The sequence below is a fragment of the Kribbella sindirgiensis genome, assembly GCF_004331435.1.
Lineage (GTDB): Bacteria > Actinomycetota > Actinomycetes > Propionibacteriales > Kribbellaceae > Kribbella > Kribbella sindirgiensis.
The window spans coordinates 26,483-49,375 of the sequence record NZ_SJKA01000024.1 but is presented as its reverse complement, the minus strand read 5'-3'; the positions used below and the strand labels follow the sequence as shown (position 1 = coordinate 49,375).

19 protein-coding genes are annotated in these 22,893 nt (G+C 69.3%); 10 read left to right on the top strand and 9 right to left on the bottom strand.

Going from position 1 to position 22,893, the window contains the following annotated elements; genetic code table 11:
- Positions 1-5: 5 nt before the first annotated feature.
- From E0H50_RS38640 to E0H50_RS38630, 3 genes are read left to right on the top strand one after another with little or no spacing between them, the layout of a single operon-like run.
- Entirely contained in the window at positions 6-1,004 is a 999-nt protein-coding gene (locus tag E0H50_RS38640) for an AAA family ATPase (protein ID WP_238151641.1), read from the top strand.
- Positions 1,001-2,128: a DUF58 domain-containing protein gene (locus E0H50_RS38635; protein ID WP_131296120.1), complete on the top strand. Its 1,128-nt coding sequence runs from the start codon at positions 1,001-1,003 to the stop codon at positions 2,126-2,128. Before E0H50_RS38640 ends, E0H50_RS38635 begins: the two co-directional genes overlap by 4 nt.
- Positions 2,125-4,164, top strand: coding sequence for a transglutaminase TgpA family protein (locus E0H50_RS38630; protein ID WP_131296119.1), 2,040 nt, complete (start codon positions 2,125-2,127; stop codon positions 4,162-4,164). Before E0H50_RS38635 ends, E0H50_RS38630 begins: the two co-directional genes overlap by 4 nt.
- Here the strand turns inward: E0H50_RS38630 and E0H50_RS38625 are convergent, their stop codons facing one another.
- Entirely contained in the window at positions 4,165-5,805 is a 1,641-nt protein-coding gene (locus E0H50_RS38625) for a serine/threonine-protein kinase (protein WP_131296118.1), read from the bottom strand.
- Here E0H50_RS38625 and E0H50_RS38620 point away from each other — a divergent pair.
- Both E0H50_RS38620 and E0H50_RS38615 read left to right on the top strand, forming a co-directional pair.
- The gene (locus tag E0H50_RS38620) at positions 5,804-6,364 is read left to right on the top strand and encodes a hypothetical protein (protein WP_131296117.1); all 561 of its coding nucleotides are present in this window, start codon (positions 5,804-5,806) and stop codon (positions 6,362-6,364) included. The genes E0H50_RS38625 and E0H50_RS38620 overlap by 2 nt on opposite strands.
- A complete protein-coding gene (locus E0H50_RS38615; protein ID WP_131296116.1) occupies positions 6,364-6,900 on the top strand; it encodes a hypothetical protein in 537 nt (178 codons plus the stop codon). The genes E0H50_RS38620 and E0H50_RS38615 overlap by 1 nt, the downstream gene beginning before the upstream one ends.
- Here E0H50_RS38615 and E0H50_RS38610 read toward each other — a convergent pair.
- The 7 genes from E0H50_RS38610 to eccD form a co-directional block, all read right to left on the bottom strand.
- Positions 6,895-8,544 carry an AAA family ATPase gene (locus tag E0H50_RS38610; RefSeq protein WP_131296115.1) on the bottom strand — a complete coding sequence of 550 codons (1,650 nt, stop codon included), beginning with the start codon at positions 8,542-8,544 and terminating at the stop codon, positions 6,895-6,897. The two genes, E0H50_RS38615 and E0H50_RS38610, sit on opposite strands and share 6 nt — an antisense overlap.
- Entirely contained in the window at positions 8,541-9,638 is a 1,098-nt protein-coding gene (locus E0H50_RS38605; protein WP_131296114.1) for a helix-turn-helix transcriptional regulator, read from the bottom strand. Before E0H50_RS38605 ends, E0H50_RS38610 begins: the two co-directional genes overlap by 4 nt.
- Positions 9,639-9,808: 170 nt before the next feature.
- Positions 9,809-10,501 (bottom strand): type VII secretion protein EccE, encoded by a 693-nt coding sequence (locus E0H50_RS38600; RefSeq protein WP_165547441.1) that lies wholly within the window; start codon positions 10,499-10,501, stop codon positions 9,809-9,811.
- Between the two features lie 302 nt (positions 10,502-10,803).
- Positions 10,804-12,003, bottom strand: a complete 1,200-nt coding sequence (locus E0H50_RS38595) for a hypothetical protein (protein WP_131296112.1) — start codon at positions 12,001-12,003, stop codon at positions 10,804-10,806.
- Between the two features lie 5 nt (positions 12,004-12,008).
- Entirely contained in the window at positions 12,009-12,323 is a 315-nt protein-coding gene (locus tag E0H50_RS38590) for a hypothetical protein (RefSeq protein WP_131296111.1), read from the bottom strand.
- Between the two features lie 26 nt (positions 12,324-12,349).
- Positions 12,350-13,765 (bottom strand): type VII secretion protein EccB, encoded by a 1,416-nt coding sequence (gene eccB / locus E0H50_RS38585; protein ID WP_131296110.1) that lies wholly within the window; start codon positions 13,763-13,765, stop codon positions 12,350-12,352.
- 3 nt (positions 13,766-13,768) lie between these two features.
- Complete coding sequence (gene eccD / locus E0H50_RS38580) at positions 13,769-15,073, bottom strand: type VII secretion integral membrane protein EccD (protein WP_131296109.1); 1,305 nt, start codon at positions 15,071-15,073, stop codon at positions 13,769-13,771.
- 114 nt (positions 15,074-15,187) lie between these two features.
- On the opposite strand from eccD, the gene eccCa reads away from it, so the two are divergent.
- The 5 genes from eccCa (at position 15,188) to E0H50_RS38555 (ending at position 21,598) form a co-directional block, all read left to right on the top strand.
- On the top strand, positions 15,188-19,057 hold the full coding sequence (gene eccCa / locus E0H50_RS38575; protein ID WP_131296108.1) for a type VII secretion protein EccCa: 3,870 nt from the start codon (positions 15,188-15,190) through the stop codon (positions 19,055-19,057).
- The gene (locus E0H50_RS38570) at positions 19,054-19,404 is read left to right on the top strand and encodes a hypothetical protein (RefSeq protein ID WP_131296107.1); all 351 of its coding nucleotides are present in this window, start codon (positions 19,054-19,056) and stop codon (positions 19,402-19,404) included. Before eccCa ends, E0H50_RS38570 begins: the two co-directional genes overlap by 4 nt.
- A complete protein-coding gene (locus tag E0H50_RS38565; RefSeq protein ID WP_131296106.1) occupies positions 19,401-20,843 on the top strand; it encodes a hypothetical protein in 1,443 nt (480 codons plus the stop codon). The genes E0H50_RS38570 and E0H50_RS38565 overlap by 4 nt, the downstream gene beginning before the upstream one ends.
- A 120-nt stretch (positions 20,844-20,963) precedes the next feature.
- Positions 20,964-21,290 carry a WXG100 family type VII secretion target gene (locus E0H50_RS38560; protein WP_131296105.1) on the top strand — a complete coding sequence of 109 codons (327 nt, stop codon included), beginning with the start codon at positions 20,964-20,966 and terminating at the stop codon, positions 21,288-21,290.
- A gap of 14 nt (positions 21,291-21,304) precedes the next feature.
- Positions 21,305-21,598, top strand: coding sequence for a hypothetical protein (locus tag E0H50_RS38555; protein WP_131296104.1), 294 nt, complete (start codon positions 21,305-21,307; stop codon positions 21,596-21,598).
- A 39-nt stretch (positions 21,599-21,637) separates the two neighbouring features.
- Here the strand turns inward: E0H50_RS38555 and mycP are convergent, their stop codons facing one another.
- Positions 21,638-22,846: a type VII secretion-associated serine protease mycosin gene (mycP, locus tag E0H50_RS38550; protein WP_131296159.1), complete on the bottom strand. Its 1,209-nt coding sequence runs from the start codon at positions 22,844-22,846 to the stop codon at positions 21,638-21,640.
- Positions 22,847-22,893 lie beyond the last annotated feature (47 nt).

Sequence of the window (22,893 nt, the reverse complement as noted above, 5' to 3'; positions counted from 1 at the left end):
TGGTGATGCGGGAGGCGGGGCACGGGATGGAGCCGCAGCAGGCGTACGAGTTGATTTCCGCGAACGTCCAACGGGTGATTCGCGGTAAGCCGCAGGTGGTGCGGCTGGCGATCGCGACGCTGTTCGCCGGCGGGCACCTGCTGATCGAGGACCTGCCCGGGCTGGGCAAGACCAGCCTGGCCCGTAGCCTGGCGCGCAGCATCGGAGGCCGCTGGAGCCGTATCCAGTTCACCCCGGACCTGCTGCCCGGCGACATCACCGGTGTCGTCGTATACGACCAGGGGCAGGGCAAGTTCGTGTTCCACCCCGGTGGCGTCTTCGCGAACGTCGTACTCGCCGACGAGGTCAACCGCGGTACGCCGAAGACCCAGTCCGCGCTGCTCGAGGTGATGGCCGAGCGACAGGTCACTGTCGACGCCGACACCCGCCGGGTACCGGACCCGTTCATGGTGCTGGCCACGCAGAACCCGATCGAGATGGAAGGCACGTACCAGCTGCCGGAGGCGCAGCTGGACCGCTTCCTGCTGCGGATCGAGATCGGCTACCCGGACCTGGACGCAGAGGTCGAGGTGGTCGCACTGGACGGCGCGGGACCGACACCGGACGACCTGGAGCCGGTGATCGACCCGGACACGCTGCGCGGGGTCATCGCCGCGGTCAGGTCGGTGTACGTCGACGAGGCCGTGATGGCGTACGCCGTACGTCTCGCGGCGGCGACCCGGCTGCACAGTGCGGTCCGGTACGGCGCCAGCCCGCGGGGCAGCATCGCCCTGATCCGCGCGGCCCGTGCGATCGCCGCGACCGACGGGCGGTCGTTCGTGACGCCGGACGACGTGAAGAGCATCGCGCATCCAGTACTGGCGCACCGGCTGGTGTTGACCGCGGACGCCGCGCTGGCTCGTCGTACGGCGGAGAGCGTTGTGGACGACGTACTCGAAGACACCCCGGCGCCTGGCAACCCGGTACGGCGCGATCTCAAGCGGGCTCTTGGCGTCGTGTCATGAGGACCAGGCTCACGCCACGAGCCTGGGGAGTGTTGGTCGGCTCAATCGCCTTGCTCGTAGCGGGTCAGCTGCTCGGCTACCCGATGCTGCAGGTGCTGGCCGGAGCTGGTCTTGCTGCGGTGCTCGTCAGCGTGTTGACCGTCGTACGCCGTCCGAAGGTGACAGTCGAGCGTGTGCTGTACCCGGACCGCGTTGAGTGCGGTCAACCTGCGTTGGCGCGGCTGATGGTGCGCAACGAGTCCACGCGGCGACAGCCGGCCTTCGTTGCCGCGGACACCGCTGGCGCGCACCAGTCCGAGGTTGCAGTCACCGCACTGGCACCGAACGGCGTCGCGACGTACCACTACGAGTTGCCGACCGCTCGCCGCGGGCCACTTCCTGTCGGGCCGTTGCTGCTGCGTCGCTCCGACCCGTTCGGCCTTGTGTCGTGTCAGGTCTCGATCGGTAGCACAGCCACGCTTCTCGTCCACCCGAAGCGGTACGCCGCTCGTACGGCGACTGGCATCCGGCAACGGCACCACTTCGAGGGGCCGGTGTCTGCTGGTCCGCTGCGCGGCTCGATCGACCTGCGCCGGCTGCGCGAGTACGTGCCCGGTGACGAGGTCCGCCACGTGCACTGGAAGGCCTCCGCGCGGGCGGGTCGGCTGATGGTTCGCGAGTACGTCGACCCGGATCAGCCGCGTTTGCAGGTGTTGCTGGATACGCGTACGAGTGCGCTGACCGCGGACCAGTTCGATACCGCGGTTTCTGTCGCGGCATCGATCCTGGCAGTTGCTGCACAGTCAGGTCAGCGGTTGCGGCTCACCACACCGTGCGGCACGGACCACGACGTGCAGTCCGTCGGCGATCTGCTCGACGAGCTCGCCAGGGTTGAGCAGGCGACGACCAACACCAACCTGCTCGAGTCACTGCCAGTTGCCCGTGACGGTGGCGCACTGGTCGTGTTGACCGGGGACACCGCGGGGCTGGCCGACGTACCGAACCTCAGGACGAGCTACCGCCCGGTGGTGTGCATCGACCTGACCCATGACGAGCCTGCGCTGCACACCGGCGCCGGCGTCCACGTCATTCACGCCGACGCGGCCCAGAAAGCAGTCGACGCCTGGAACGCAGTACCGGCATGACAAGACGGCTACCGATCCTTGGAGTGCTTGCTGCCGGTGTGGTGGCGGGGCTGTTGTTCTCACCAGTGTTCGGTACGTCGGCTGTGCTCTGGCCGATGCTGGCGGTCGCTGTAGTTGCTTACCTGGTTGAGGAAGCGATCCTGCGCCGCCCACAAGTTGCTCGCTGGCGGGTGCCGCTGACGCTGGTCGGTGGAGTCGTCGCGCTGCTGGCCGTCATACCGGGCGCTGCTCGTCGGCCGGTGTCTCTGTGGGAAGCGGTGACGTCGGGCTGGCGGCGTACGCTCGAGTCGACGTGGCCTGCCACTCCGTCTCCGGATTTGGTCGCGTTCGTACCGGTGCTCGTTCTGCTCGCCTGTTTGGTGGGTGCGCGCGTGTTGCAGAGGTCTCGGCTCGCGGCGTTGCTGCCTGCCGTGGTGGTGGCCGGTCTATCGCAGGCGTACGTCACAGTGACCGGACTGGACGCAGTACTCGTCGGACTGGCTCTCGCTGGCTGTTTCGCGTTGGTGCTACTGCAGTGGCCGGGTGAGCGTGCCGCCTGGGTCCGTCTGGTCGCAGCACTCGCTGCTATGGCGGTTGGTGCCAGCACACTCGGACTGGCGCTGCCGACGTCCACGGCGGTCCACCTGGAGAAGCCGATCCCGCCTGACTCGCCCACTGTGCTCAGCAACCCGCTGACGGAGATCGCGGCGCGGCTGCACTCGCCGGACACCGTGGTGTTCACCGCACGGGCTGACGGTCCAGTGGACCGCTGGCCGGTGATTGCCCTGGACAACTTCGACGGAGTGACCTGGACGGCCGCACCGAAGTTCCAGCGGCTCGGACGTGAACTGCCACTCGACTCCCGCGTGACAGTGCCGGTACGGCGGCAGTCGGCGGACGTCGCGCTGGCGGACTGGTCGCTGCCGTGGTTGCCCAGCCAGACGCGGACGCTGTCGGTGGTGGATGACCAGCCGCTGCTGGTCGACCCGGCGTCCGGCGCGTTGCTGGCCGAGCAGAAGCAACCGTCGCAGTACCGGGTCACCTGGGCCGAGCCGGCAGTCGACTCGGATCAGCTCGCGTCGTCCGGCGTCGACTCGGACCCGGGGAGCACCGCGGACCTCGGTGAGGTGCCGGTGGGCATCGACGAGTTGGCACGCGGCATCGCCGGTGACGTGCGGCCGTCGTTCCAGCTGGCACTGGTCCTCGAGAACTACCTGCGGACGAACTACAAGCTGGCCACCGGTGAGAACCTCCCGACCGGCCACGGGTACGCGCAGCTCAACCACTTCCTGCTGCGCAGCAAGCGCGGTACGTCGGAGCAGTTCGCCGCGGCGTACGTCGTGATGGCGCGGCTGCTCGGGTTGCCGGCGCGGCTCGTCGTCGGGTTCAAGCAGCCGGACACACCGAGCCCGGACGGGACCTACGTGATCCGCAACCGCGACGTACTCGCGTGGCCCGAGGTTGCGGTGACAGGTGTGGGCTGGGTGCCGCTCGACCCGACCGGAACCGCTACGTCCAAAGCGGGTGGTGGGCTGGCAGGTGCGGCGGAGAAGGTGCGCAAGCAGTTGCCGTCCAAGAAGGAGATCGAGCGCGAGCACCAGTCCGAGCCGACGCTGCCGTTCCCGGAGGAGTCGCAGAAGCCACATCACGGACCTGACTGGTTCACGGTGGTTCTGGCGGTTGCTGCTCTGCTGGGGCTCGGGCTGTTGTGGGTCATTGGTGTGCCGCTGGCCAAGGCGGTACGTCGTCGGCGGCGCAGGCGGCACGGGACGCTTGGGGCGTGGGCCGAGGCGCGTGATCTGCTGCGGGACCACGGGATGCGGGTGACGCCGGCTGCCACGGCGCGGGACCTGGCGCGTGACTCGGACGGGGCGGTGTCGCAGGCGATGACATTGCTGGCCGGTTGCCTGGACCGGGCGTTGTGGTCGGGGCAGGACTCGGATCCGGACCGGGAGTTCGCGTGGTCCGCCGTACGCAAGGCTCAGCGTGGGCTGGCCGAGGGGCGGTTGTCGGAGCGGATCCGTACGACGTTCAGCGTGCGCAGCCTGATCGGGTGATCAGCGCTCGCACTGGGCGTCGCGGACCGGTCGCGGGTCGGTCTCCATCTTGTTGATGCCGTCGGTGGCTTGGACGGCGAAGCAGTACTGGATGCCGGGGACTACCGCGACTCGGTATCTGGTGTGTTTGTAGACGAGTCGGACGACTGCGGGTTGGCCTACCTGTGCGATGACTACCGCGTAGTTGACGTCGGACGGGCCTGACCAGGTGAGGTCTACGTAGGTGCTGTGGTCTGCTGGTGGGTTCAGTTTGACTGCTAGCGCTGGGGTGGAGGGTGTGGTGGGGGTTGGGGCGCTGAGTGGCGGTGTTTCGGTTTGGCCTTTGCGGTTGACCAGGGCGAGGGTCGCGATGACGGCGGCTGCGACAACAACAGTCGCTGCCACAAGCAACCAACTCCGCTTGCCACCAGCAGCAGGCACCGCACCAGACGACGGTTGGCTGGTGGATGACGGTCCAGCGGGTGGCTGGCTGGAGGGCGGTGGGCTGGCGGGTGGTTGGGCGGCAGGGGGTGGTGTGGTCGTGGCGGGGGGCGGTGTGGTGGTGGCGGGTGGTGTGGCAGTGGGGGGTTGGGGAGTTGGTGTGGGTTGGGGTGTGGGGGTGGGCCAGGTGCGGAGGGTGGTTCGGGACATTACTGCGGGGCGCGGGAGGGGTGGGGTGGTGGCGGGTGGTTGTTTGGGGGTGGCGGTTACGGGGCGGATGGGAGGGATTGGCGGGGTTGTGGGGGTTGCCAACGCCGCTAGGGCGGCGGCGACGACCTCTGCGGACACGGGCCGCTTGGCGGGGTCTTTCTCCAGCAGGCGCGCGATGACGTCCGCGAACGCGTCCGGCAGTACCTCGAGACGTGCCGGCGGCTCGTTCAGTACGCGCAGGATGTGTTCGCCGGCCGTCTCACCCATGCGCGCGGCCAACGGCGGCTTCCCGCTGATCGCAGCGTGCAGCACAGCCCCCAACGCGTACAGATCCGAAGCAGCAGTCAGCGTCCCGTCTCGCAACGTCTCCGGTGCGACGTACAGCTGACTCGGCGAGTTCAACGCCGCGTGCCCAGTGTGCTGTCCCAACCCGAGCGCGAGCGCAGACAGCTGCGGCTGCCCGTCAGCCAGCAAGACCACCGCACCAGGCGTGAGACCACCGTGAACCAGCCCAGCTCCGTGCAAGGCAGCCAGACCCTGCGCCAACTGACGCCCGAGCACAGCCAGATCAGCAGGCGAGCGCAGCTGACTCCGTATCTGCTCCGCCAGAGTCCCAGCATCACCAACGCTGATCAGATACGGAAAACCGTCAGCGACCCCAGACTCAAGTACAGACGCGACATGCGGATGGTCGACGCCCTGCAGCGCCTTCGCCTGCTTGTTGAACGCGGCCGCGGTGCTCGCATCGACGCGGACCGGGTAAACCAGCGCACTCGCCGCAGTCCCTTGCCGAAGGCACCGGTACACCCGCGGGATCCCAGACCGGGCCAGGACCACGTTGGTACACCCCGGAAGCTCCGGAGCGGAGTCAGGTCCTGTCTTGTCGGTCACGGGTCTATCTTCCCGTCCGAACAGGTCGTTCGCCGCCACCCCGGCGCCTGCGGCCACACACTGGCCACATGCTGCAAGCGGGCCCGCAGCCTGCCAGGAGCGTGTCACCGTGCGGAACATGACTCTGTTGATGTTCCCGATCGGCCAGTGTCTCGGAACGCACTTCACCGGCACTGCGGAGAGTCAGGTGCACCAGGTCCGGCTCGGCAGTGAAATCGTTGAGCTGACAGCCGAAGAGTTCACGGTCTGGGCGCTGGCGCACAGCCTGCCTGATGACTCCGGCCCGTGGGAGCGCAGCCGCATCATCGACCTCTTGACCGACAGCGAGATCACGAACGGCGCCGTACTGATCGACCGCCTGCTGAGCAGGAGCCTGCTGGCCGAGGTCGACCTGGACAGCCCGGCCGGCTTCGCCACACGACACAGGCTCCTTCCACTGCACCTGGGCCTCGGGAACACGGCGGGGACCCCCACGATGTTCCGGTCGGGCACTCTCGAGCTGGCACTCGCCGGGATGACCCGAACGCTCTACGACCTCTGGCTGTCGGGACACCTGTCTCCCAATCTGCTGATCGCGTGCAAGGAACATGACGCCGAGCTGCCCGCCGTACTGACCGCACTGCACTCACTGCTCGCTCCGACCGCAGCGTGCCTGGACCTCGCCGTACAGGAGTTCTGATGACCACTGTCTTTCCGGTCGGCCAAGGCGCCGGACTCGAGTCCGAGCACCACGTCATCCGCGTCGGCCGTACGGCGGAGCGCCTGAGCGAACCCGAGTTCGATGTGTGGTCTCTGGCGCACCACTGGACGACGGTGACCGAACTGGTGACCGAGTGCACCGCTGCCGACATCGAGGACGCGGAGCAGCACGTCAACGCGTTGCTGAGCCGGGGCGTGCTGGCGCGGGCCGACGACGCTACCGAGTTCGCGCACCGGTACCGGCTGTTGCCGCTGTTCGCGGGCTTGGGCAATAGTCCCGACGACCTGGAGCGGTTCGCGATCGGCGTACCGGGGCTGGAGCCGCTGGCCATCGTCAACAGCACCACCTACGAGCTTTGGCAGTGGGGCTGGGTTGCGCCGTCGCTGTGGGCGCACTGCGAAGTACTGGCGACAATCGGCGAGCGGGGTACACCAGGTACTCAGCTCGCCGGAGTGCTCGACGGGGTTGCCGAGCTGTTGTCGGACTTCGTTGCTGTCCTCGAACCGGTCTCATGACACCGCGGCAGCCACGTCAGCGAGCTGCAGCGTCCGGAGGTCGCTGATGGCGGGCATGCCGTCCAGCCGGCGCAGCCGCTGCGACTGTGCCTTCCGGGCCCGGTCGAACAGGCGACGCGCGTCACGGGCGTTGCCGAAGTTCGCCGCCTGTGAGACCGCGGCGAAGTGCTGCTGCAGGATCGGTGCGGCCCTGGCGTCCAGGTCGTACTCGTTCGCGGCGACCATCCGCTGCACGATGAGGGTGAGCTCGTCGGGGGAGTAGTTCTCGAAGTCGATGGTCTTCGTGAACCGCGACGCGAGACCGGGGTTGGCGTCCAGGAACTGCTGCATCTCGTGGCTGTACCCCGCGACGATCACCGCTGCCTCGTCGCGGTGGTCCTCCATCAGCTTCACCAGGGCGTCGATCGCCTCCTGGCCGAAGCTGTCGCTCTCGGCGCCGGCCCGGGACAGCGCGTACGCCTCGTCGATGAACAGCACGCCACCTGTCGCGTCCTGGAACACCACCGACGTCTTCTCCGCGGTGTGACCCTGGTACTGGCCGACCAGGTCACGTCGTGCGACCTCGCTGAACTGTCCCTTCGGCAGTACGCCGAGTGCCGCGAGCAGCTTGCCGTAGATGCGGGCGACCGTGGTCTTACCGGTCCCGGGACCGCCGGCGAACACCAGGTGGTGGCTCAGACTGCCGACCGGTAGCCCTGCCTTCCTTCGCCACTCGTTGACCTGGATCTCGTCGATGAGACTGCGGACCTCGTCCTTCACTCCTGCGAGCCCGACCATGGCATCCAGCTCGGCCAGCAGCGACTCCACATCCGCGGCAGCGGGCTCGTTGGTGGTCGCGCGTGGCTCCACCTGTACCGCGGCTGTCACCGAAACGAGCTCTGGCTCGGCGAGGTCGAGTGCTGGTTCGGCTGTGTTCTCCCAGCGGCAGGACACGACCTCGCCGTGGCAGCGGCGTCCGAACACCACAGCCGGCCCGGCGGTGTCGCGGATCAGTGTGTGGCTCAGCATCGCGCTGGAGTCGTACGCGATCAGCACGCCCGCTTCCGACGTACCTGAGACCTCACAGCTCTCTATGGTCGGTCGGCCGTACTGGTACGCGTAGATGCCCCGGCGTCCGCAGTCGGTGAACTGGCAGTCGCGCAGTACGACGGCCGCGCCCAGGCGGATGATGACGCCGTCGGCGGACACACCGGACACCTTGGTGTGCTCGACCTGCGCAGTGCAGTCCTCGAGCACCAGACCGTGCTCGCCGCCGTCGATCTTGCAGTGCGACACCGACACCTCGGCCGGCCCGGTGACGAGTACGACCGGACCGAAGCGGCCTGAGAGCGCGCAACGTTCTGCACGCAGGGCACCGCCGTTGAGCTCGACTGCCGGCGCGTCGCCGGCCCGGATGGTCAGGTCGCGGAGTACGAGCCGTCCGCCCGTTGTCCGTAGTACCGGCGTTTGGGCCGAGGTTGCGTCGATGACGACGTCGCCTGTGTCGGCGGTCAGGGTCACCGACCGGTCCGCGAGGTCGATGACCTCTCGGTAGGCGCCCGGAGCGATCGAGATGATCGCGTTGTCGGGTGCGTCGAGTACGGCGGCTCCGATGCTCGGGTAGGCACCAGGACGGTCCGGTGCCACCAGCAGGGTGCGGGTCATCGCGTCCCCGCCCAGCCACGCTCGGCCGCCTTCAGCCCGGCCTGGAACCTGCTCTGGGCGCCGAGACGGGCCATCATCTCGGACACCATGCGGCGGACGGTCCGGACCGATACACCCAGCTGCGCGGCAGCGGACGCGTCGGTGCCGCCGTCGCCGAGCAGGGAGAGTACTTCGCGTTCGCGGACGGTCAGCCCGGACGCGTCGCCCAGTCCGGTCGGCTGCCGCAGCGGTGTGGCCGAGTGCCAGATCCGCTCGTACAGCTCCGTCACCGCGCCGACAGCGGACGCCAGCCGGAGGATGCTGACGGCGCCGCGTCCGGTCCGGTCAGCGGGCAGGGCCACGGTCGCCGAGTCGACGATCATCGCGCAGAGCGGTACGGCGGTCGCCGTCCGGACCTGTGCGCCGTTGCGGGTCAGTTGCTGCAGCCGACGGGCCAGCATCGGGTCGGTCCGCGCGGCGTCCGGGACCAGGATGCGGTAGCGGACGGGAGGAGCCAGTACGCCGGTGCCGAGCTCGCGGAGGCCCGCGATCGGGTCGGCGAGCGCTGCGGTGGCCGGCGTACTCACCAGCACCTCGCCGGCCGCCGACTTGAGCAGACCCTCGATGGTGCGCTGTGCCGCGGCGGGGCTGCCGGCCCAGTCCAGGGCGCTGTTGCCGTCGCCGAGCGGTGCCGGGTGGCGGCGGGCGAATTCGCCGGCGATCTCGGCCGCGGCGACCCGGCTGCGTTCCAGGTCGCGGGTGACGCGGGCCAGGTCGGCCTCGCGTTCGGCGAGCAGCGCGGTGAGGCTGAGGCGCGGGTTGAGCGGGCGGACCACACCACCCGACGTACCCCTGGCGAGCAGGCCGAGGCCGGTGAGGTGCTGGATCACCTCGTGGGTCGCGGCCTCGTCCAGGCCGAGCCGCTCGCCGAGCTCGGCCGGGGTCCAGGACGGCCGCTCGAGGACGACCAGGTAGGTCTGCTCGGCGGTCGCGTCGACGCCCAGGTGGGCCAGCCGCCGTCCGGTGGTGCGGACCGGCGGGGCGGATTTCACAGCGCGCGGGTAGCGGGCCGTACGGACGTACGAAGCGCCTTCGATGGGCTCGGAGTGGTACACGGGACACCTCGCTCGATTCGGTCGAGTCGGTGCGACTCGGTGAACACCAGAACCATCGCGGGCCCCCGTCCAGCGCGAATCTCGCCGCTGTCCACGCCTGATACACCGCCCGGTACACCCGATACAGCGGCTGTCCAGCGAGCGATGTATCGCCTGGTCAGGCCGCTATATCAGGGCAGGGCGGCAGTGAAGGCCGACCGGTGCCGGCCGGTCTGAGGCACGGCGGCCGACGCCAGAGGAGCGTCCGCGGGAGCCAGGACCAGCGCATGGTCCAGGTCGCTGGAGGTGCTGACAGCCACCACACCGGGTTGCTGGAGAGCGAGGTGCGCGGGTACGGCGTACATCCGGAAGCGCCGGACTCCGACGGCCAGCGCATCCCACTCCTCGGTGAGCTGGTCGGGGGTCAGCGCAGCGAGTACCTCGGTCAGCTCGTCCGGCCCGAGCGGTACCGCCCGGAACGTGCGACGCCGGAGCCGCCGGGTCAGTCGGCGGACGGTGTTGGTGAGCAGCAGCTCCAGCTCGGTGTCCTGCGGCCGGTCGGCGGACCGGAGCGCGGTCAGGGCGATCCACGCCCGGCCGGGGCGGCGGAGCAGCTTGAGCCGCAGTCCGGCGTGCTCCTCCAGCAGCTCGGCCGGGGTCACCTCCGGCGGTACGTCGGTCTCCAGCAGCACTGTGATCCCGTCGGACCGGACGATGGTGCCCGCCCCGTCCTCGAGCTCGCTGCGTGCCCCGTCCATCGCGACGAACCGGGTGCCTCGGATCACGTACGCCACTGCTAAGTGGAGCCACTGGTACGACCACAGCCCGCGCCGCCAGCTCGCTGTCAGTGTTAAAGCGACAAGCCCGACCAACCCGGCAATCACTGCCGCCACCAACTCCCGGCCAATGGAAGCGGCGACCAAACCACCCACCAGCTGCCAGCACACCACCTGCCCCAGCCGCACCCGAGGCACGCGCCGCGCCTCGACAGGCGGCGGTGCAGCGACGCTGACGGGAGCGGCTGGAGCAGGCACCACCACTGGCGCAACATGAGACCGAACAGCAGGCCGCACAGGAGCAGGCTGCACCGGCACAGCCCGCGGCGGCGCGACCGTGCTCGTGACAGCCGTACCAACAGACGCCGTGACAGCTGCGGTCACCTGCTGAGCTGAGGTGGCTGTGGTGGTCATCGGAAGAGCTCGTTGTCCAGGACCGGGCCGGCCGCGGTACGGCGGCGTACCGGCGGCAGGGTGAATTGCTCCGGTGACTCCGTGGCGGTACGGCCCTGGAGGTCGGACTGCACACCGGTACGCTGCAGAGCGTCGCGCTTCCGGTTGCCGAAGCGGGGCTCGTTCGACCCGCCGCCACCGCCTGCGCCGGACATCGGCGGCGCGATCGTCGGCATCGCCTTCGCAGCTGACGCCGCGGCACGCGCCGTACCACCGGCCAGGCCCGGTTCGGTTCCCGCGGCGATGCGCGCACCCGTTGACGGCCCCACACCACCGGGCGTCGTTGGGCGCACTGTGTTGGTCAACGCGCCGAGTGACCCGGCCAGCACGGCTGCCGGGATCCCGCCGGGCATCCCGGCCGAGGTGGTCGCAGACACTCCGACGGTCGCCGGCAGCGTGGTCGGCGGGGTCACTGTTCCACCTGCGAGCGTCGGCAGGTCCGGGTGGACAAGCGTCCCGAGCAGGTCGTTGGAGGTTGGCAACTTGGTCGTCACGCCGTTCCCGAGCCCGGTGCCCGACTGGGCCAGCCCGGCAACCGTCTGCACCAAGGTGGCGCCCTTGCTCATCGCACTGAACAGCTTGTCCGTCGCATCCAGTACGTCGGTCACCGGTATGGAGGGAGCGGGTGACGCCGGCGTCGGCGCTCCGGTGCCTCCAGGCCCCTGCCACCCCTGAGTCGGCGGAGGTACTGCCGTGGGAGCCTGCATGACCACACCGACCGCTTCCATCATCCCGGCGCCGACCTGCTGCAGACCGACCGCGACCTGCGCGGCGAAGGGCCCGATGATGGGCACCGCGCTCAGCGACACCGCTGTGTCGTACCCGCTCTGCAGCGCCGGCATCGCGGCCTGTGCCGCGTTCAGCGCCGTACCGCCCAGCCGGAGCGCCGCGGACATCGCACCGGTGTACGCCGCCCACTCGCCGAGCGATGCGAGACTGCCGATCACCTGTCCGTTGAACGCCAGTTGCGACACCGAGCCGATGCTGAGCGGCCACGTGGCGATCGTGGCGTTCGCGGCACCGAGGTCGCCGTGGGTGGCGAGCAGTTGCTGGCAGGCCGAGCCCCACATGTCGGCGCCCGTGTGCCAGGGTTCGGCGCGCTGCCCGTAGAGCATGGCCGCCATCGCGTTCAGTTCCATCCCGAAGTACGCGCCCATGGCCGTCAGACCCGCGACTCGTCGGCGAGGGTGCGATGCGCAGCTGCGTTGATCTGGTCGGTGGACTCGAAGCTGGTCGCGATCGACAGCGCTGCCTCGATCAGCGACGCGATGCCGTCGGTCGCCTGCAGCGTGACCGTGCCGGTGTTCTCCACGCAGAACCGGACGTGCGCCTCGACCGTCGCGCTCTCCGGCATCGGACCGGCCAGCGGCGGTGTCGCCTGGACGGTGCCGGAGACCGGAGTGACAGTCGCCAGCGGTGCGAGCGTGGCGAACTGCCGCAGTTCGTCAGGCACCACGGTCAGTGTGCCGATGTCCATACTTCCTCCTGAGGTTGAGGGATTGGTTAAGGGCCGACCGGGTAGGTCGCGGCGGACGGGTCGAGTGCGTGGCCCGCGGGGAGCCGACTGACCAGTTCGGCCGGCAGCCGCACCACAGGTGCCTGGTCGTAGCCGAGGACACCCAGTACGTCGCGATTCGCCAGCTGGTACCGCCGCCCGAGATCGCTCACGAACGACAACGCCCCGGACCCAGCCGGCTGTGCGGGCGCTGCCATCGACTCGACAACGGCCCCATGACCCGGCGGTACGACGACCACGTCAGCCAACGCCAGTCCGCCCTGGCCACGTCCCGCGGTCACACCGGCGTCGCCGGCCGATGGCAGCTCAGCAGCAAGCGTGAACCGAGGCCGGAACTCGCTATTGGAGAACACAGCACACACCGACACCTCGGACGACTCCGGCCGCGCAAAGGTCGGCCTGGTCGGCGGCAGTGCGGAGTCAGAAGTCGCCGTACCCACACCACCGGACACCTGAGCCACCACAGCCGGGTCCAGCCGAACCGCCTCCGGCACAGCACCCGGGTACGCCTTACGAGTCGCAGGAGCCGTGCGCTGTACGTCGTACTGCAGCGAACTGATCGCCACCAAGCGGTCCCGCTGCAACAGGTAGTACTGGCCCTGTCCGGTCGACGTCTGTACGACGTACAACGTGCCGACTCGACCTGGGCGGAGCAGCGTGGACGGTGTGCCCGCACCGGGCACGGAGATCGGACCGAGCGGTGGACCCGACGGAATGAGGTCCAGCCAGACAGAGGGCACCCGCAGCCACGCCTCCTCGTTAAGGGCGAGTGCTGCGGTCACTGTCGTCTGCTGCTGGATCAGGTGCCGGTAGCCGCGCCAGATCAGGTACCGGCGCCCGTCAGGCCCAACCGCGAGCAAGGAGTCCGTTGCTGTACCGGACTGCTCAGTACCCACGAGGAGAACCGACTGCACGGCGGGACTGCCCGACGAGTCGACCATCGGCTTCGCGCACATCGACCACCCGCTCCCGAGCAGCCGTCCCTTGGCAGGCAAGGAGTCCGGTGCATCCGGGATCCCTACCCGCTGACCGCGTGGTACACCGAGCAGCGACTTCGCCGAGACCATCAGCGGTGCGCTGTACTTGTTCGCGAGCAGCAGCGCCGACACGTAGTTCGCGGCCGGGTAGAGCACTCCGTCGCGGTACACGTACCGCGTGCCGGTCTCCTTCTCCACGATGACGCGGTCGCCGGACTTCCACGACGTCTTCCCACCCGGCGACAGCGCCCCGTACACACCGCACCCGGCCAGCACCAGGACAGCGAGCCCGATACCGACCAGCATCGCCACTACGCCGCGGCGGAACGGCGGGTACTCCGGGTCGGTCTCCCGCAACAGCAGCGCATGGGTCATCCGCTGCTTGACGAACTGGTGTGACTGCAGCTGATCCCGCTTCGAGGCCATCGGTCACCCACCCAGCCCACGCACGTACGCGTACAGCCCAAGGACCCACAGCACGATCGGAACGACCAGCAACACCAGGACGACCTCTGCCAGCTCGGCGTACCGGGCCAAGTACGCGCCCGGCTTGTGCCGCGCGTACCAGAGCCCGAGGAACACAGCCACCGCAGCGAACACCAGCAACGCGTACGGCGACTGCACGAGCAGGCATCCGAGCCCGGCAAGACCAGCGCCGATCAAGCTCAGCCGATGCGCCACGACCGGCAGCAGCCGCGATCGCAGCAAACAGATGCCGACGATGAGCACGACCAGCACGCGTCCGGGCGTCGACGAGGACCGCGCCAGTACGTACAGGCAACTGGCAAGTCCAGCTGCGAGTCCCGCGAGGATGCCCGTGTAGAGAGCGGCAGACCGCAGTACTGCGGCATGCAGCAGACGACGAGGTGGCTGCGGTGCGTCAGCCAAGAGATCCGCAGTACTGCTGGGCAGAACGGGCTTCGGCAGCCGCCCGATCCGCATGGCCAGTGGTGCGGCCACTGGTATCAACGCGACCGCAACGGCGCCGACAACAGCAGCTGACCGCGTACCGTCCAGTGCACCGCCCAGCCACCCCGCTACGAGTGCGAGCACGCCTCCGGTCATTGCCGTGACGAACACCGCGGTATGGCGAGCGATCCCGACGTACCCGAGCAACCCGAACAGGAGCAGCGCCGCACCACCCGCGGTCAGCTGTGGTGCGCCGAACTCAGGCAGGTCGATCAGCAGCACCCCGCCGGCCAGCGCGAACACCAGCGACACCGCGCCGACCATCGCGGCACCTGCCGCGTCGCCGACAGCACGTGACAGTACGACGCCGATCGCCATCAGCCCGCCGGCGACAGCAAGCGCGAAGTACGCACTGGGGTGCTGAACAAGCGCGGTCAGCACCGCGACCGTTCCTGCGATGAGTCCGCACCAGCGACTCGCACCGGGCGTCCAAGCACGGCCACTGGACCGCGCGTCGGTGGCGATCGCGTCGACCAGGTCGTCGTACTCGAGCTCCGGCCAGTGCTGGTGCGCCGGTGCGAGATGCAGGATCTCGCCGTCCCGGACGTCCTGTCCGGCCAGGTCCAGATGTGTCTCCAGGGCCTCGCCGTCGGGCCGGCGGAGCACCCAACCGCCTTGTAGGGCGCCGAAATCGGCGAGGTCGTCACCCGCGTGCCGCAGAATGCCGGGCAGTACTTCGGCCACCGTCGATCGCTCCGGCAGCGCCAGGTCGATGCGGCGTTCGGGTGCGTCGATGGTGATCTTGACCAGTCCACGAATGCTCACGTCAGCCAAGGTGGCACCGCAGAACCACAAAGACCGGGCACTTGCAGCTTGTGGACAGTCAGCTAGTGGCCGCCGCCCCCTGTCGTGCGACGGCGCCACCTAGCGTCCTGGAACATGTCGACAGTCATCGTCAGCAGACCGCCGCGGCGCGAGGGTCCCGCGTTGCCGAGTGGCGACGTCACCCTGGAACCGCCGCCGGCACTGCCGCAACCTGCGAGCAAGCAGCTCTCGCAGTACGTGATGATGGTGCCGATGCTCGCGGGTGGCGCCGCGATGGCGTTGATGTACTCGACGCTCGGCGGCGGTGGCCGGATGAGCTACATCGTCGGCGGGCTGTTCGGCCTGTCGGCTCTGGGCGTGGCGGGAATGGCGTTCGCCGGCCAAGGCGCACCACGGCGGGAGATGGCCCGGGCACGGCGCGGGTACCTCAGACACCTGTCCCAGCAGCGCATCCGGGCCAGGCGCGCCGTCGTACAGCAACGAAAGGCGCTGTCGTATCTGCATCCGGACCCGACGCAGCTGTGGACGTTGGTGGAGAGCTACCGCCTCTGGGAGCGTCGCCGCAACGACACCGACTTCGCGATCGTCCGTGTCGGTACGGGAGCGCAACCGCTGGCCACAACGGTCGCCCCACCCGACACCGTGCCGCTGGAGGAACTGGAGCCGCTCTCCGCCGGTGCACTGCGCCGCTTCATCACGACGTACTCGTCTGTTCCTGGACTGCCCGTGGCTATGGCACTGCGTGGCTTTTCAAGGGTGTACGTCGACGGCGACCCGGACCGCGCTCGTAGCCTGGCACGTGCACTCGTGGCGCAGCTGGCGACGTTCCACTCGCCTGACGACCTACTGATCACAGCTGTCATCGGACCGGAGACCAGAGCGGACTGGGAATGGCTGAAGTGGCTGCCGCACGCACATCACCCGGAGAAGTCCGACGCGCTGGGTCCGATCCGCCTGATCAGCAAGAGTGTTCCGGACCTCGAGTCGGTACTGGGTGACCTGCTGGCGCAGCGGCCGCGGTTCGACCCGGCGGCCACCAGCCGCGTGGACGACCCGCACATCGTCGTACTGATCGACGGCGGTGACGTGATCGGTTCGGACCACCTGATGACCGGCAACGGCGTGGAGGGCGTCAGCGTCATCGACCTGACCACACAGCCGCCGCGACTGCTCGACCGCTCCACTGTGCTGCTGGACGTGGCCAGCGACGGTGCACTCACCAGCGTCACCATGGACGGCGAGTCCGAGGTCGGCATCGCGGACAGCTTCACGATCCCCGACGCGGACGCCTTGGCCCGCTTGGTCGCACCACTGCGCCTGTCGGCCGGCGGTGACGGCGAGGAGAGCTTCGCGTCGGTGTTCGGTCTGACGGACCTGCTCGGCCTGGGCGATCCGTACACCTTCGACCCCGCACAGCACTGGGGTCCCAGACCGAACCGGGACCGGCTGCGGGTCCGCTTCGGTGTCACTGCGGACGGTACGCCGGTCGAGCTCGACCTGAAGGAGTCCGCCCAGGACGGTATGGGCCCACACGGTCTGCTGATCGGTGCGACCGGCTCCGGCAAGAGCGAGCTGCTCCGGAGTCTGGTGCTCGCACTGGCCGCGACTCACTCGTCGGAGAGCCTGAACTTCGCCCTGGTGGACTTCAAGGGCGGCGCTACGTTCACCAAGCTGGACAGGCTGCCGCACACCAGTGCGGTGATCACGAACCTCAGCGACGAGCTGGCACTCGTCGATCGGATGGCGGACGCCATCGGCGGTGAACTCATCCGCCGGCAGGAGCTGCTGCGGCGGGCCGGGAACTACGAGTCCGTCCGCGAGTACGAGCTCGCCAGAGCGGCAGGTGCCGACCTGCCCGAAGTACCGACGCTGCTGGTGATCTGCGACGAGTTCTCCGAGCTCCTGTCGGCGAAGCCGGACTTCATCGAGATGTTCAACCAGATCGGCCGACTCGGCCGAGCACTCGGCGTACATCTGCTGCTGGCCAGCCAGAAACTGGAGGAGGGCCGGCTGCGCGGTCTGGACGCGCACCTGTCGTACCGGATCGGTCTGCGGACCTTCTCCGCGATGGACAGCCGTGTGGTGCTCGGTATCCCCGACGCGTACGAGCTGCCGCGCGCGCCCGGGCACGGGTTCCTGCAGATCGGCACTGAGACGCTGGTTCGCTTCCGCTCCGCCTACGTGTCCGGCGTGCATCGCGCAGCAGCCAGTGTGACCCCGACGGGCGGAGACGTCGCGGACGAGGTCGCGGAGTACACCAGTGCCTACGTGTCCAAGCCGGTGACAGAGGTCAATGAGCAGCCGGAGGAGGACGGTGTCGGGGAGAAGCTGCTCGACATCCTCGTGGATCGCCTGGAAAACAAGGGTGAGCCGGCCCGCCAGATCTGGCTGCCGCCACTGGACGACCCGCCACCGCTCACTGACCTGCTGCCGGCGCTCACAGTCGACCCCGACTACGGGCTAGCTGCTGCGGGGCCGCGCGGAACGCTGCGTGTGCCGATCGGGCTGGTCGACAAGCCACTGGAGCAGCGGCGCGATCCGCTCGTCGTGGACCTCTCGGCCGGCGCCGGCCACGCGGTCGTGGTCGGCGGACCGCGCAGCGGGAAGAGTACGGCGATTCGCGCGCTCGTCTCGGCCTTGGCGCTGACACACACGCCGCGCGAGGTGCAGTTCTACTGCCTCGACTTCGGTGGCGGTTCGCTGGGGGCGCTCCGTGAGTTCCCTCATGTCGGCGGCGTGGCGCCCCGTCTCGACGTCGGCGCGGTACGCCGGACGATCGCGGAAGTGCAGCAGTTGCTGACCGTACGGGAGCGCTACTTCGCCGAAAACGGTGTGGAGAGCATGGCGTCGTACCGGGAACGGCGTGCGGCCGGTGAGTTCGCCGACGACCCGTGGGGTGACGTCTTCCTGGTGGTCGACGGCTGGCCGGTCCTGCGCTCCGACTTCGAGGACCTCGAGGCGACCCTCGGCGAGATCGCCGGTCGCGGTCTCGCGTACGGCGTCCACGTGATCGCGAGCTGTTCGCGCTGGTTCGACCTGCGCGGCACGATCCGCGACCTGTTCGGCACCCGGATCGAGCTGCGTCTCGGTGACCCGTCCGACTCGGTGGTGGACCGCCGGGCCGCGATGAGCGTGCCGGCCGACAAGCCGGGCCGCGGCCTCGCCGACAAGGCGCAGCACTTCGTCGTGGCCACGCCGACCGCCGACCTCGGTCCGCAGCTCGCCGCCGCCTGGCCGGTGTCCGGCGCCCCGCGGGTACGGCTGCTCCCGGTACAACTGCGGGAGGACGAGTTCACCGCCGTACTGACGCGGACTCCCGCGGCGGGCCTGCCGATCGGACTGGCGGAACGCGATCTCGGGCCGGTGTCCATCGACTTCGAGGCCGACCCGCACTTCCTGCTCTTCGGTGACACCGAATCCGGGAAGACCGGCTTCCTGCGCCGGCTGGCCCGCTCGATCACCGAGCGGTACGAGCCGACCGAGGCGCGGATTATCCTGGTCGACTACCGCCGCTCGCTCACCGTCGCCGGTGAGCACGTGATGGGCACCTTCTCCGAGCCGCGCGGCGTCGAGGCGATGGTCGCCGACCTGCTGCCGGTCCTCGAACGCCGCCAGTCCGGCGAGTGGACCGGGCCGCAGATCCACATCCTGGTGGACGACTACGACCTGGTCGTTGGTCAGACCAACCCACTGTCCGGTCTGACCGACTACCTCGCCCACGGCCGCGACATCGGCCTGCACCTGGTCATCACCCGCCGCAGCGGCGGCGCGGGCCGCGCGATCTACGAACCGCTGATCGCCCGGCTGCGCGACCTCGGCACCCCCGGTCTGCTGATGAGCGGGGACAAGTCCGAGGGCCCGCTGCTCGGCACCACCAAACCCGAATCCCTGCCACCAGGCCGCGGCCGGCTGGTCGGCCGCCGCGGCGACACCCAACTCGTCCAACTGGTGGAGTGCCCCGACGAACCGGACGGAGAACGATGAGCGACCTGGCCTTTTCCTCCCCTGAGCTGTATCAGTTCGGCAACGCCGCCGGCGACGTCAAGGTCCCTGGCTTCGCCGACGAGAGCGGCGGCGACCTCCGCGGCGGTATCCGCGGCAGCGAGGTCGCCGTGGACAAGTACGGCAAGGTGGCGAACGCCGCCGAGTTCTACCTGGACCGGGCCCGACGCGGCCTGCAGGCGTTCGAGCAACTGTCCCGTCAGATCGCCCAGCAGTTCGAGGGCCGGGACCACGTCAACGCCACCGAGTTCCAGAACGCCTGGGACCCCAAGTACGGACAGCTCCGCGGCAACCGAAACGGCGAAGCCGCACCGGAAGTGCCACGATGAACTTCTTCTTGCCGGGAACGAACGGTCCGTACACGGGCTGCACCGACGTCCAGGCGATGTACGACGATCTGGACGGCCAGAAGTCCGGCCCGTGGCGGGCGCATGCCCAGCGGTGGACCGATGCGGGTACGGCGCTGCACACGGCGTCCGGTGAGCTCCGCACGGCGCTGAACAAGGTCACCATCTGGCAGCAGAGCACCGGCTCCGAAGGCTGGACGGCGTTCCGGAACGAGGTCACCGACGGCGTGAACTTCCTGGAGACCTGGAACGGGCAGACGGCAGCTGTCGCTCAGCGCCTGAACCGAGTCGCGGAAGTGCTCGACGGCGCCCGCGGGGTGATGCGGCAGTTGCTGGACGCCTGGAACGCCGGGAAGCAGAAGGCGAACTCCAGCGAGGATCCGGTGATCCGGGCCGGCCTGCGGGAGATGGACTCCGCCGCTTTGGCCGCTTCGATCGAGATGAACATCATGTCCGCCATGCTGGGCATCGCGTTCGACGGCCTGCAGGCGGAGTTCAGCAACCATGACTGGAAAGGCCCGGTGGTGGCGAAGCCCGCTGCCGGCGGTCCGCAGTCGCAGCAGCAGGACCAGGGCGGCGGCGGGGCGGAGCAGGCGAAGGCCGGTGATGCGCAGACCAAGGCGGACGAGAAGGCGCCGGACGAGAAGAAGCCCGAGGAGAAGAAGCCGGAGGCGAAGGATCCGGTCGAGGAAGCCGGGAAGCTGATCGATGTGGTCGGCAAGGGGATCGACCTGGTCGGCAAGGTCCCGGAGAACCTGGACAAGTGGCTCACGCTCGCCCAGCACGCCAAGGACCTGGTCGACCCGGGCACCACCGCGACGACCACCACCGACCCCACCAAGTCCTTGCCGACCGATCAACCCGCCTTGGCCGGCGGCTCCGGGACGACGACCGCCCCGACCTTCCACGCGAGCGCCTCCCCGCCGCCGGCGACCAGCAGCGGCAGTCACTTGCCGATCGGATCGCTCGGCGGTGGCGGTGTTGGTGCCCTGGGCAACAGCGGGCACGTGCCGGGTACGTCGGAACGCGCGACGCCGGTGCAGAAGTCCGCAACGGTGGCGGGTACCGCCGGCGCTGAGCCGACGCTGTCCGGAAAGACATCGTCCGCGGCAGTGACGAGCAGCCAGCAGAGTACGCCGCCCATGTACCCGCCGCAGTCCGGTGGAATGGGGGCCGGAGGCAACGGTGTACGGGACGTCAAACCCGGCGCCGGAACCGGACGCCGCCCCGGCTTCAACGTGCCCGCGGAGCAGAGCGAGACCGAACGGCTGCGGCGGCACGGCGTGCAGTCCGACCTGCAGGGCCGTTCGAACGGCGAGTCGCGGACCGCAGCCGGCGTACCCCCACTGAGGAAACGCAAACGGACCGCTGCACGCCCTGCCGAGCGAGAGGTGCTCGACGAAGACCTGTGGCGACTCTGACCGCAGAACCGGCCATCCGATGGCCGCAACCGGTACGCGACGGGGAGACCGGCGCGCACCGCCCTAGCGTGACACCGACCGGTGATCACGCACCGGCAACCCAGCAGAGGAGGAAACACCATGGCCGGTGTGGAGACCGAACTCGATCGAATGGTGCGGACGGCCACCGAAGCCGCGCGGATCGGCGACGCCCTGAAGGCGGTGATGACCACGCTCGACGGTGCGATGAGCAGCCTGACCCCGATGGACGGCGAGATCAAGAACACCTTCTGGCAGGGCCACAACAACCACCTCGACGCGGTGGACAAGCTGTGCACGAAGCTGCACCGGATGTCCGACGGCATCACCACCTCGAAGGTCGCCTACGAGGCGCAGGACGCCGGCAGCCAGTCGGCGTTCAGCGGCCTCGGCGCCTCCGGGACCACCATCGACACCACCGTTCTGTAGGAGAGGACCTCGTCATGATGCTCAACTACCCGTTCGACAGGATGGCGCAGGGCGCCGTCGACATGGTCACCGCGAACCAGCAGGTGACCGACCTGCAGAACCAGTTCCAGACCGCGATGCAGCAACTGCTGGCCGCGTGGGTCAGCCAGCAGGGCTCGCCGCAGCTCCAGGAGGTGCAGCGCCTCTGGGCCCAGGCCAACGAGGAGATCAACCTGGTACTGCGGCGCCGGGGAGACGCGATGGACGACTCGTGGATCGGCATGAAGCGCGCCGATGCCCAGGCCGCGGACGCCGTCGCCAACTGCTGACCCGACGCAAAGCCCGGCCCTCCGAAGGGCCGGGCTTTGTCATGCGCTCCAGCGGCGCCGTCGTCCTAGCGGTACGACGATCGCGGCGATGACGACCAATGCGGCGCAAACCCCTGCGACTACAGCGATCCGGCGGCCGTCCTGGGTCGCGGCGTTCCGGGCCGCGGTACGTCGTTCCGCAACCGGATCGACCTGCACGGGACGGACCCGCGGCAGTACGCCGGGTTTCGCCGTACCGAGGCTGTCCTGCACGGCGCGGTACGGATTCACCACACCGGCGCCGTACTGATCCGCCGGGCCGGCCGCGGGCGTGGCGGTGGCGATCAAGCGGTTCGCGACCGCGGATGCCTTGAGCCGAGGATCGGCCGAGCGGACGAGTGCCGCCGTACCGCTGACGAAGGCCGCCGCGAAGCTGGTGCCGTCGAAGTACCGATGGCCGCTGACGCGGGTCGCTGCGAGAACGCCACCGCCGGGCGCGGAGATGTCGACGTACGAGCCGATCTGCGAACTCTGCAGCCGGCTGCTGTCGATCGTCATCGCGCCGACGCCGAGGACACCCGGGTACGCCGCCGGGTACGTGATCGGGTCCTCGCCTTGCTGGGCGTGGGCATTGCCGGCCGCCGCGACGATCAGCGCATCGTGCCGTTGCGCGTAGCGGACCGCGTCACGGACGGGCTTCAGGTCGGCGTACATCGACAGCGAGATGTTGATGACCGAGGCGCCCGCGTCGACGGCGTACCGGATCGCGCCGGCGAACACCGTCGCGTCGACCGCCTCGCCCTGCTGCTCGCTCGCGTCGCGTTCGCTGACGCGGATCGGCAGGATCCGGGCGCCGGGCGCGATCCCGCGGAACCCGATCCCGCGCACCGGGCGCGCGGCGATGATGCTCGCCACCGCCGTACCGTGCGAGACGCAGTCGAAGTTCGCGCGGGTGTCACCGGGCGTCAGCAGGTCCCTCCCGGGCAGTACGGCGCCACGCTCCCGCAACTGCGGATGATCGGCGTCCACCCCGGAGTCGATCACCGCGACGGTCACCCCACGGCCGGTGATCCGCGGCGGTACCCGTTCCGGCGCGAGCCAGGTCTGTGCCCACGGCAACTTGTTCACCGCGGCCCCGCCGGGCTCGGCGTTCTGGCACATTCCGGCCGGCGGTACGGCGGACGCGGCCGGCGCCGACGCGATCGCCGGCAGACCCGCGAGCAGCGCACCGGCGGCGGCCGCGGTCCAGCGGCATCCTCTGACAGTCATCACGTTCCGGACCCTAGGTCTCGTCCCGATCGGGCCACGGGTTCTGA

What these genes read in the sequence shown, in the direction of transcription:
- E0H50_RS38635 (WP_131296120.1), top strand. Translation starts at nt 1,001, where the DNA reads ATGAGGACCAGGCTCACGCCACGAGCCTGGGGAGTGTTGGTCGGCTCA.
- E0H50_RS38610 (WP_131296115.1), bottom strand. Translation starts at nt 8,544, where the DNA reads ATGACCCGCACCCTGCTGGTGGCACCGGACCGTCCTGGTGCCTACCCG.
- E0H50_RS38595 (WP_131296112.1), bottom strand. Translation starts at nt 12,003, where the DNA reads ATGGGCGCGTACTTCGGGATGGAACTGAACGCGATGGCGGCCATGCTC.
- E0H50_RS38565 (WP_131296106.1), top strand. Translation starts at nt 19,401, where the DNA reads ATGAACTTCTTCTTGCCGGGAACGAACGGTCCGTACACGGGCTGCACC.
- E0H50_RS38630 (WP_131296119.1), top strand. Translation starts at nt 2,125, where the DNA reads ATGACAAGACGGCTACCGATCCTTGGAGTGCTTGCTGCCGGTGTGGTG.
- E0H50_RS38570 (WP_131296107.1), top strand. Translation starts at nt 19,054, where the DNA reads ATGAGCGACCTGGCCTTTTCCTCCCCTGAGCTGTATCAGTTCGGCAAC.
- E0H50_RS38620 (WP_131296117.1), top strand. Translation starts at nt 5,804, where the DNA reads ATGACTCTGTTGATGTTCCCGATCGGCCAGTGTCTCGGAACGCACTTC.
- E0H50_RS38590 (WP_131296111.1), bottom strand. Translation starts at nt 12,323, where the DNA reads ATGGACATCGGCACACTGACCGTGGTGCCTGACGAACTGCGGCAGTTC.
- eccB (WP_131296110.1), bottom strand. Translation starts at nt 13,765, where the DNA reads ATGGCCTCGAAGCGGGATCAGCTGCAGTCACACCAGTTCGTCAAGCAG.
- eccCa (WP_131296108.1), top strand. Translation starts at nt 15,188, where the DNA reads ATGTCGACAGTCATCGTCAGCAGACCGCCGCGGCGCGAGGGTCCCGCG.
- E0H50_RS38560 (WP_131296105.1), top strand. Translation starts at nt 20,964, where the DNA reads ATGGCCGGTGTGGAGACCGAACTCGATCGAATGGTGCGGACGGCCACC.
- E0H50_RS38625 (WP_131296118.1), bottom strand. Translation starts at nt 5,805, where the DNA reads ATGTTCCGCACGGTGACACGCTCCTGGCAGGCTGCGGGCCCGCTTGCA.
- E0H50_RS38615 (WP_131296116.1), top strand. Translation starts at nt 6,364, where the DNA reads ATGACCACTGTCTTTCCGGTCGGCCAAGGCGCCGGACTCGAGTCCGAG.
- mycP (WP_131296159.1), bottom strand. Translation starts at nt 22,846, where the DNA reads ATGACTGTCAGAGGATGCCGCTGGACCGCGGCCGCCGCCGGTGCGCTG.
- E0H50_RS38555 (WP_131296104.1), top strand. Translation starts at nt 21,305, where the DNA reads ATGATGCTCAACTACCCGTTCGACAGGATGGCGCAGGGCGCCGTCGAC.
- E0H50_RS38640 (WP_238151641.1), top strand. Translation starts at nt 6, where the DNA reads ATGCGGGAGGCGGGGCACGGGATGGAGCCGCAGCAGGCGTACGAGTTG.